The 8,958-nt window shown below is 44.5% G+C and carries 8 protein-coding genes; 3 read left to right on the top strand and 5 right to left on the bottom strand.

Translation table 11 applies throughout. The annotated features are described in order from the left end of the window. Nucleotides 1-527 (bottom strand): LysR family transcriptional regulator (locus BCU12_RS00915; RefSeq protein WP_133153793.1); only part of this gene is annotated, 527 nt, incomplete at its 3' end. Nucleotides 528-675: 148 nt separating this feature from the next. Here BCU12_RS00915 and BCU12_RS00920 point away from each other — a divergent pair. Then, nucleotides 676-1,314 carry an NAD(P)-dependent oxidoreductase gene (locus BCU12_RS00920; RefSeq protein WP_102402534.1) on the top strand — a complete coding sequence of 213 codons (639 nt, stop codon included), beginning with the start codon at nt 676-678 and terminating at the stop codon, nt 1,312-1,314. A 122-nt stretch (nt 1,315-1,436) separates the two neighbouring features. On the opposite strand, the gene BCU12_RS00925 is transcribed toward BCU12_RS00920, so the two are convergent. Continuing rightward, the gene (locus BCU12_RS00925) at nt 1,437-2,402 is read right to left on the bottom strand and encodes a YadA C-terminal domain-containing protein (protein ID WP_102402535.1); all 966 of its coding nucleotides are present in this window, start codon (nt 2,400-2,402) and stop codon (nt 1,437-1,439) included. 218 nt (nt 2,403-2,620) lie between these two features. Between BCU12_RS00925 and BCU12_RS00930 the strand changes: the two genes are divergently transcribed. Next, the gene (locus BCU12_RS00930; RefSeq protein WP_198599214.1) at nt 2,621-3,490 is read left to right on the top strand and encodes a LysR family transcriptional regulator; all 870 of its coding nucleotides are present in this window, start codon (nt 2,621-2,623) and stop codon (nt 3,488-3,490) included. 131 nt (nt 3,491-3,621) lie between these two features. Here BCU12_RS00930 and speB read toward each other — a convergent pair whose 3' ends face one another. Together speB and speA are read right to left on the bottom strand one after the other, a co-directional pair. Continuing rightward, the gene (speB, locus tag BCU12_RS00935; RefSeq protein WP_102402537.1) at nt 3,622-4,581 is read right to left on the bottom strand and encodes an agmatinase; all 960 of its coding nucleotides are present in this window, start codon (nt 4,579-4,581) and stop codon (nt 3,622-3,624) included. Continuing rightward, entirely contained in the window at nt 4,582-6,492 is a 1,911-nt protein-coding gene (gene speA, locus BCU12_RS00940) for an arginine decarboxylase (RefSeq protein ID WP_102402540.1), read from the bottom strand. A gap of 295 nt (nt 6,493-6,787) precedes the next feature. On the opposite strand from speA, the gene BCU12_RS00945 reads away from it, so the two are divergent. Then, entirely contained in the window at nt 6,788-8,101 is a 1,314-nt protein-coding gene (locus tag BCU12_RS00945; protein WP_102402538.1) for a DEAD/DEAH box helicase, read from the top strand. A 109-nt stretch (nt 8,102-8,210) separates the two neighbouring features. On the opposite strand, the gene BCU12_RS00950 is transcribed toward BCU12_RS00945, so the two are convergent. Continuing rightward, nucleotides 8,211-8,924 carry a YdcF family protein gene (locus BCU12_RS00950; RefSeq protein ID WP_102402539.1) on the bottom strand — a complete coding sequence of 238 codons (714 nt, stop codon included), beginning with the start codon at nt 8,922-8,924 and terminating at the stop codon, nt 8,211-8,213. Nucleotides 8,925-8,958 lie beyond the last annotated feature (34 nt).

Below are 8,958 nucleotides of genomic sequence, written 5' to 3' on the forward strand. Positions count from 1 at the left end.
CCTCTCTCTGCAAGATAGGCGTTTGACGCGCAGATCACGGCATCTATCTTCATCAACTTACGTGCAATCAAGCTTTCATCTGGCTGATTGGTGTAGCGCAGTGCAATATCGATACGCTCATCCACCAATTGGGCAAAGCTGTCTGAAGCAAAAAACTCCACGGTGACGTTAGGGTGCAGCGTGATGAATTTCTCTGTGGCGTCGAGCAGTATGTTTTGGGTCAACCCAATAGGGGCCGCAATCTTTAACGCACCCGATAAGTAAGGGGTTTTGTTTTGCGCGTTAAGTTCAAGCAAAGAGGTTTCATACAGGATTTTTTCGCACCTTTTTAACGCCATTTCACCTGACGATGTGAGGCTCACCTTGCGGGTAGTGCGGTGTAATAGTCGCTGTTCAAGCCAGTTTTCGACTTCCCCAACATGGCGAGAAACCTGAAGTCGACTGAGCCCTATACGCTCAGCCGCTCGTGTGAAACTGCCACAATGTGCCACTTCAATAAAACTTCGAATAGCCGTTAGTCGATCCATAGCCTTGTCTACTCAATTCTGTGTCTGATTATTTTTAGTATCTTAGATTGATACAATCTATATCAAATTGGTGCATTTATCTTCAATATTTGATCTATTAACCTGTACTCGTCCTCAAATAAAGCGCAATAGAAACGGAGAGTAGAAGATGAAAGTAGCAGTATTAGGTGCATCAGGTTGGATTGGCAGCCACGTAGCGAACGAAGCGAAATCTCGTGGTCATCAGGTAAGCGCGTTGGTCAGAGACCCAAGCAAAATTGATGACCCAGATGTAAATGTGTTTACCGTAGATCTGAATAAGAACATCAATGACTTGGTTAGCGCCCTCACTGATGTCGATGTTCTTATCGCTTCTGTTGGTGGCCGTGCGGCGGGTAATCACGAGATAGTCAAGAACACGGCAGAAACCTTGCTTGAAGTACTGCCTAAAACAAAAGTAGAACGCCTACTTTGGGTGGGTGGTGCAGGGTCTCTTGAAGTGGCACCTGGAGTAAAACTTGTGACCGTGCCAGAGTTTCCTGAAGAGTATAAAGCCGAGGCGCTAGCGCAAGGAGAAGCATTAGAGGTGTTTAAGCAGTCAGATAGCCCACTGAATTGGACATTTGTTAGCCCTGCCGCCGAGATATTCCCGGGTGAGAAGCTTGGGCGTTACCGAGTAGGTCAAGATGAGCTGATTTCTGATGACTCAGGCGCGAGCCGTATTTCTGTCAGTGACTATGCGGTAGCAATGATTGATGAGCTTGAGTCGGCGAATAATGTTAAAAAACGCATTGGTGTTGCTTATTAGCCACTAAAGGCGTTCTAACGAAATTCTAATGTATTAAAATACCGCGAGTAGATAATAAAATGGGCTCTCACAGTGAGAGCCCATAAATGCTTTTAATTGTCCGAATAAGTTCAGAAATTTAACTAGAAGCTGTAGCCGACGCCAGCGCCAACAACAAAGTCTTTTTGCTTGTATTTGCCTTCAGCGTAAGAGCCGCTTGCTTTAACCGACCATTGGTTGGTCTCACCAAAAGATGACGTAACACCAATTGCTAAAGCGTCTGAACCATTGAAGTGACCAACACCTGCACCAATAGTCGTTGCACCTGGTACTAATGGCATGTTAGCCATAGCAGCAACACCAGCAATACCGTTAGACATTTTGCCTTCGTTTTCGTTGATACGTGTAGCCTGCTGCTGGAACGCGTTTTCTAGGTTGTTAACTCGACCTTCTATGTTTTGGTTGAACGATTCTTGCTCATTGATTGCTCGAAGTGTGCTGTCACTATTTATTGCGTCAATAGTTTTACCAGCGTTGCGATCTTGCTCTACACGAGCTGATTCATTGTGCTTACGAACTGCATCAACATCATTAAAGTCATTACCTAGTTTCTTTCTATCTTCAATTGAACGTTGGTAAATTTTATCCGCTTCATCATTCAAGGCTTTTGCATTGTCATGACGACCAGCAGCTTCTTCGCGTTTTGCTAAGGCTTTTAATCCATCCATACGCATATGATCATGCGCTGTCTGAGCATTGTTATCATTAATCTTTGTGACAACTTGATCCATTCCATTTTGCGCACCTTTATCAGAGCCATCTTCGTTAGTGGTTGCATCTAAGTAATTAATTGCTGCTTGGTCACGTTGCTCTTTAGTTGAGTTACCATCAAAAAATTGATTTGCGTTACTATCTGCGCGACGAGCGGCTTGCCAACCAGAATCTTCAGCGGAGATGTTGCTTCCCGCTCGTGCTACATCATCGACGCACTGGGTTGGGCTCATAGCACAATCCAGCACTCCATCTACGATGTCGTCACCTGAATTAGCCAAAACAGTAGGTGTGCTAATAAGGGATAGAAGGGTTAACGCTACAGATACGTTTTTCATTTTGTTCGTCTCAGTTCAAAGCCGCCCTGGCTATTTATTTTGTTCATCATGTACAAAGTTAAAAAAGAGGCGGCTCATAGCAGCTGCTAACTTGGCCTCAGTGAGGGCGCAGAATGTAACGAAATGCTAATGAGAAAATAAATGCCAATAAACGGATCAAACAAGTCTATGCTATGCTGTTGACACTTCTCTGACAGACATTGGCGTGAATGAATAAAATGAATATTTCTTTAGAACAAGCGGCTGCTTTCATTTATACGGTGGATGAACTGAGCTTTAAAGAAGCAGCAAAAGCACTCAATAAACACCCGTCAACGGTGGCTGATTTGGTTAAAAACCTAGAGATAGAGTTAGGCTTTGAATTGTTTACTCGAAAGGTGAGAAAGCTAACACTTACCCCGCAGGGGGAGGCGCTCTATGACTATGCGGCAGCGTTACTGTATGACAAGCAACGTCTTGAAAGTAAAGTAGAATCTATAAATAATAAAAAACCGACCACATTAGTCATCGCCAGCGACAATGCCTTAAAGAGCTTACCATTTTCGACCATTATTAAACCTCTAATCCAAACTCAAAAAATCATGGATTTCTCTATTTTGTTAGGTGAACCTAAAGAGGTCGTCGAGTGGGTGAAAAATGGTAGAGCTGATGTTGGTTTTTCCGTTGAAGCCCATGATCCATCCAGACAATGTATATTTGAAAACGTCAAACAATTTGAAATTGTCAACATAGCGTCAATTGAACGAACTTCTATCACACGTGACATTTCGCGCAGGGAACTTAATCGAATTCCACAGATCAGCTATGAGTTTCTCCGTAAATCAAAGGGTGAAACTTGGCACAATTTGAGTCGCAATGTGTATCGAACCAATGATATTGAAGTTCTGACCAATATGGTTGCTTTAGACATTGGTTGGGCGAGAGTGCCTGATTTTGTTGCACAGTCACTTATTGAAGAGGGTTCTATTCGCACTTTTTCTATTGAGGGTAATGCTTCTGAGCCTTGGGGATATGACAGTATTTTACTTCCTTCTAGTTTGGATCATCCCTTGGTTAAGCATTTACTCACCACTTTGAAATCATCGTAGTGATTTCGTATAGTTATGGAATGGATGAACCCTTTCCATAAGTCAAAGAGTGCCTCTCATGTAAAAGGGGTAACAAGTCGAATAGAATGAAGTGCTCCTTTTTATCGAGTTTATCGAGCACTTCATTTTTCCTAGTTTCCTAGTTTGGGTTTAGACGCCCATACATAGAGCATTTCTAATGCAATGGTTGCCCCTGCAAGCGCTGTGATGCCTGCGTGATCATACGGCGGGGCGACTTCCACTACATCCATACCCACCACATTGATGCCTGCCAATCCGCGCAATATCTTGAGTGCCTTATCCGAACTTAATCCTCCACAAACCGGTGTGCCGGTTCCTGGCGCATAAGCCGGATCTAGGCAGTCAATATCGAACGTAATATAGACGGGCTTATCGCCAATCGTCGTTTTAATTTGAGCGACGATGTCCTCTACACCCATGTCATTCGCTTGCATGGCATCAATGACATTAAAGCTGTGCTCTGTCTTTTCGTCATCGTAGCTTTCAATCTCCACGCCTTCATATTCGGTACGAATCCCAATTTGTACCGAATGCTTTGCAGAAATCAGCCCCTCGTTTGGCGCATGATAAAACATTGTACCGTGATCGTAGCGGCTACCGTTCGCATACGTGTCGGTATGGGCATCAAAGTGAATCAATGCCATCTCACCATGATGCTTTGCATGAGCTCTTAGTATGGGTAACGTAATAAAATGGTCACCACCAAGAGACAGCATTGTTTTCCCGCTTTTTATAATTGCGCTGGCGGCCAGTTCAAGGCGGTAGGTGAGATCTTCTGTGTCTCCACAATCGAACACCAGATCGCCACAATCAACCACTTTATTGTCATCAAACACGTTAAAACCCCAAGGGAATTTTTTACCTTCCCAAGCTAGGTTTACGGACGCGCGTCGAATCGCATCTGGCCCTAAACGCGCACCCGGTCGCCCTGAGGTCGCCATGTCCAATGGCACACCCAGTACGACAACATCCGCATTGTCTGGCACTGGATCTTTGATAAAAGGTCGACGCATGAACGTCATCGCATTGGAATAAAGAGAATAATCTGTTTTCGTAAACAAATCGTTCATTTAAAAATCCTCTAAATAGGTGTAACCCGTTAAGCCTTGTTCTAACTCTTGCAAGACAAGGCTCTGTTCATTTTTATCGACAAAGCGATCGACCAGTTGGCGATAGTTGTTGCGAATTTTGTCCACGTCGATATGAACATAACGCATCATATCTTCGACGGAGTCGCCTTCATCAATGGATTCGAAAACGGTCTGCCCTTGATCGTTAACGGTGACTACTGCGCTGTGTGTGTCACCAAATAAGTTATGCATATCGCCCAATATTTCTTGATACGCGCCCACCAAAAAGAACCCCATTAAGTAAGGCTTGTCTTTCGTCCACTCAGGAACTGCAAGCGTTGTTTCAATGCCTTGTCCTTCAACGTAATGGTCAATCACCCCATCTGAGTCACAGGTGATATCAAGCATCACAGCGCGTTTGTCTTCCACATTGTCTAACCCTGATAGCGGTAGAACAGGGAACACCTGATCGATACCCCACGCATCAGGCAGCGATTGAAATAGCGAGAAGTTAACAAAAAACTTGTCGGCTAAGCGGCTGTTCAACTCATCCAAAATCGGTCGGTGAAAGCGATTCTTATTGCTCATTAGTTGACGCAGCTCTGCGTAGATACGCAAAGAGAGCTGCTCCACCCATGCTCGTTGTTCTAGGTTAATGACCCCCGTTGAAAACGATGCGTGCGCTTCACTAATATCGCTTTGTGTATCGTTGTAAATTTCAATCAGTGCTCGTGCATCTGTGCCTTCTGTTAGGTTTTGCCAGTTGTTCCACATATTTTGTAGAAGAACAGGTGCGTCAACGCTTGGCGCACCAATGTGCTCAACGGCATAGCTCTCTGTGCCGATGACGTTGGTGATCAATACTGCGTGATGCGCCGTTAATGAGCGCCCAGATTCCGAAATGATCACAGGCTTGGGTTGCTGGTATTCATTACACACATCGCCCACGCTGCTCACGACGTTTCTTGCGTATTTCGCTAGGCTGTAATTCATTGAATTAGACGATTGGCTGCGCGTTCCGTCATAATCCACCGCCAATCCACCACCGATATCGAAATAATCGAGTGGCGCGCCTAACTCGCGAAGCTCACAGTAAAAACGCGCAGATTCATTCACCCCATTTCGAACATCGCGAATATTGGCCATTTGCGATCCCAAGTGGAAATGCACTAACTGCATGGCGTCGAGTTTGTCTTCTAGTCTCAAGCGATCAATGACGGTGAGCACTTGAGACGCTGACAAACCAAATTTCGACTTTTCGCCACCGCTTGATTGCCACTTACCCGCACCTTGAGAGGCTAGGCGGATACGCAGTCCTAAGCGTGGTTTCACGCCTAAGTCTTTTGCTTCGCGCAGCACTATGTCGAGCTCGGATAGTTTCTCAAGCACAATGAAAACCTTGTGGCCGAGCTTTTCTCCAATGAGTGCCAAACGCACGTATTCGCGATCTTTGTATCCGTTGCAGACAATGACAGAGCTGGCTTGTTGCGCCAACGCCAGTACCGCTAGAAGTTCCGGTTTACTGCCCGCTTCCAACCCGAGCTGCTTTGTTTCTAATTGCGCTTGGCTTGCCAATATCTGATCGACCACTTCTTTTTGCTGGTTCACTTTAATTGGGTAAACCAATAGATAATTATTGTCGTACTGGTACTCGTCGATCGCTTGGTTAAACGCATCACAAATGTTGTGCACGCGCTGGTGAATGATTTGAGGAAAACGCACCAGCGCTGGCAGGTTTAATCCTTTTTTCTCCAGCTCATTCGCAATCGAAACCAAAGGAACTGGGTGCTGCTTATCACTGCGTGGAGAGACAAAGATTTCACCGCTGTCATTAATGCCAAAAAAATCCTGACTCCAATATTGCACATTGTAGTCAGCGCGAATGTTGTCCAGCTTTGTGTTACCAGCCATAGAAGTTGTTGTTACATTAAAGTCAGTCACGATGTTCATCTCATAATGCGATGCCTAGCATCACTATTTACGTTTGCATGATTAGCACTTCCATTTCGCTCACAGCCCAAGTTAAATTTTTGAATCGCAGCCTATTAGTCCGTTTCCTAGCTACGATTTAGGTGCGCATTAACGGATAAAATTGGGGCTCTGTCTAACAAAAGAATTTTGTCGTTAGGATTAACAATAGCGATGCGGGCAGGGCGTATTTGAGTTAGAATGCGCTCGTTTCTATTAGCCTAGGTCCATGAACGTAATGACGACACAATCCAACATCGCCGACTTTTCACAGCTTGGTCTTATTCAGCCTTTATTAGCACGACTTATCGAGCTGGAATACAAAACACCAACGCCGATACAGGCCGAGGTCATACCAAGTGTGCTAAAAGGCCGTGACCTGATTGCAGGCGCGAACACTGGCTCTGGTAAAACAGCGGCGTTTGCACTGCCTATGCTGCAAGATGCTTTTTCTCGCAAAGCACCGGAAGGCAATAATGGTGGCAGTCGAGGTAAAGGTAATTACGTTTCAGGTTTAGTGCTTGTCCCTACGCGAGAATTGGCAAAGCAGGTTTCAGACAGCATTAAATCGTATTCAGTCTACTTTAACGGGGCCATCAAAACGGTTTCAGTATTTGGTGGTGTGTCTGCCAATACGCAAATGCTGGCATTGCGTGGCGGCGCTGACATTTTAGTAGCGACCCCAGGTCGTCTGTTGGATTTAATCTCTAGCAATGCCATCAAGCTGGACCGTGTGAATACGCTCGTGTTGGATGAAGCCGACCGCATGTTGAGCCTAGGCTTTACGGAAGAACTCGCAGAGATCATGAAATTGCTTCCAAAGAGAAAGCAGACGCTTCTGTTCTCAGCGACTTTCCCTGAGCAAGTGCAACAACTGACTGAAAATCTACTGATTGATCCGGTTGAAGTTCAGCTGCAAAGCAGTGACGCGAGCACGTTGGTTCAGCGTGTTTTCAATGTGAACAAAGGTGAAAAAACCGCAGTGTTGGCGCACTTAATCAAAGAGAATCAGTGGCGTCAGGCGTTGGTTTTCGTCAATGCAAAGAACAGTTGTGAGCACCTTGCCGATAAGCTCTACAAGCGTGGCATTGAAGCCGATGTATTCCACGGTGATAAAGGGCAGGGCTCTCGTACTCGTATTCTGGAAGATGTCAAAGCGGGACACATTGACGTACTGATCGCTACCGACATTGCAGCTCGTGGACTGGATATTGAAAAGCTCCCTGTCGTGATTAACTTCGATTTACCAAGAAGCCCAGCCGATTACATGCACCGAATTGGGCGAAGTGGCCGTGCTGGCGAGGTCGGTTTAGCGCTATCACTTATTGATTATGAAGACCTTCACCACTTCAAAGTCATTGAGAAAAAGAACAAGATCCGTCTAGAGCGTGAACAGGTGCCTGGTTTCGAAGTGGATGAAACCATCACAGAAGAGATGCTAGCGGCGAACAAACCAATGGCGAAACCCGCAGGAACAGGTAAGAAAAAACGTAAAAAGAAGAATGCTGAAAACATCGAAGCTAACAAAGATGTTTGGTTGAAAAACGATTAGTCGCATAGGGGCTTTCTATCTGGATTCAAATTAGGAAATAAAGCCAATGCGCAAATACATTACTACAAAGCTTGATAAAGATACGATTTTCATCTCATATTGTTTTGCACTAAAGGCTTTTCTTGAGAAACATCCGTATTAGATCGTAGCGATTTTTATAGAGATCATGATTTTGTAATAATTTTAATAAAATGTCTTGATCATCTTGCGGTGTTTCTTGGTTGAAGATATTGAGACTTTGAACCGAGTTGTATTCTTTTACCATTTCTTCAGAGGAGACAGTGTCTATACTGCCTGTGCAGGTTTTAACTCCATGAGACGCGATGAGAAAATCTTCTCCAAAAATTTGTTTGAAAAAAAATAAAGAACGTATTACATGGAAACAAGAAGTAACAACCAGTATTTTTGTGTTTGGAAGTAGGAGGCCTTGTTGCCGTAATAGGTTTTTTGAAAACCACGCATTCCCGATAGTATCCATGGCGTAGTTTTCAAGAAATACGGTATTGGGAAGTTTGAAACTAGCGAAGACTTCAGACATATGCTGTGCTTCTGTTTGAGCAGAAGAAAAGCCACCACCGGTTAACACTACCTTTGCTTTTGAACTGCTTTGTTGAATCCATGATACAGCCCCATGTATCCGTTCATCGGAAGTGTGTGGATTTGAACCTAACACAACGACAAAATTTGGGTCTTTATAGGCGTCTTTATCTCCATGAAAAGGATTGTCTTGATACCACTCTTCATAAAATTTGATTATTGCTGTTTGTAAATCATCTGCGTAGGTAAAAACCTTAGTAAATTCGTCTTGAGATATGTAATCCAAATCTACTAGTAAACGTGGCGTTGTTGCCTAAATC

It is taken from the genome of Vibrio sp. 10N.261.55.A7, assembly GCF_002877365.1.
Lineage (GTDB): Bacteria > Pseudomonadota > Gammaproteobacteria > Enterobacterales > Vibrionaceae > Vibrio.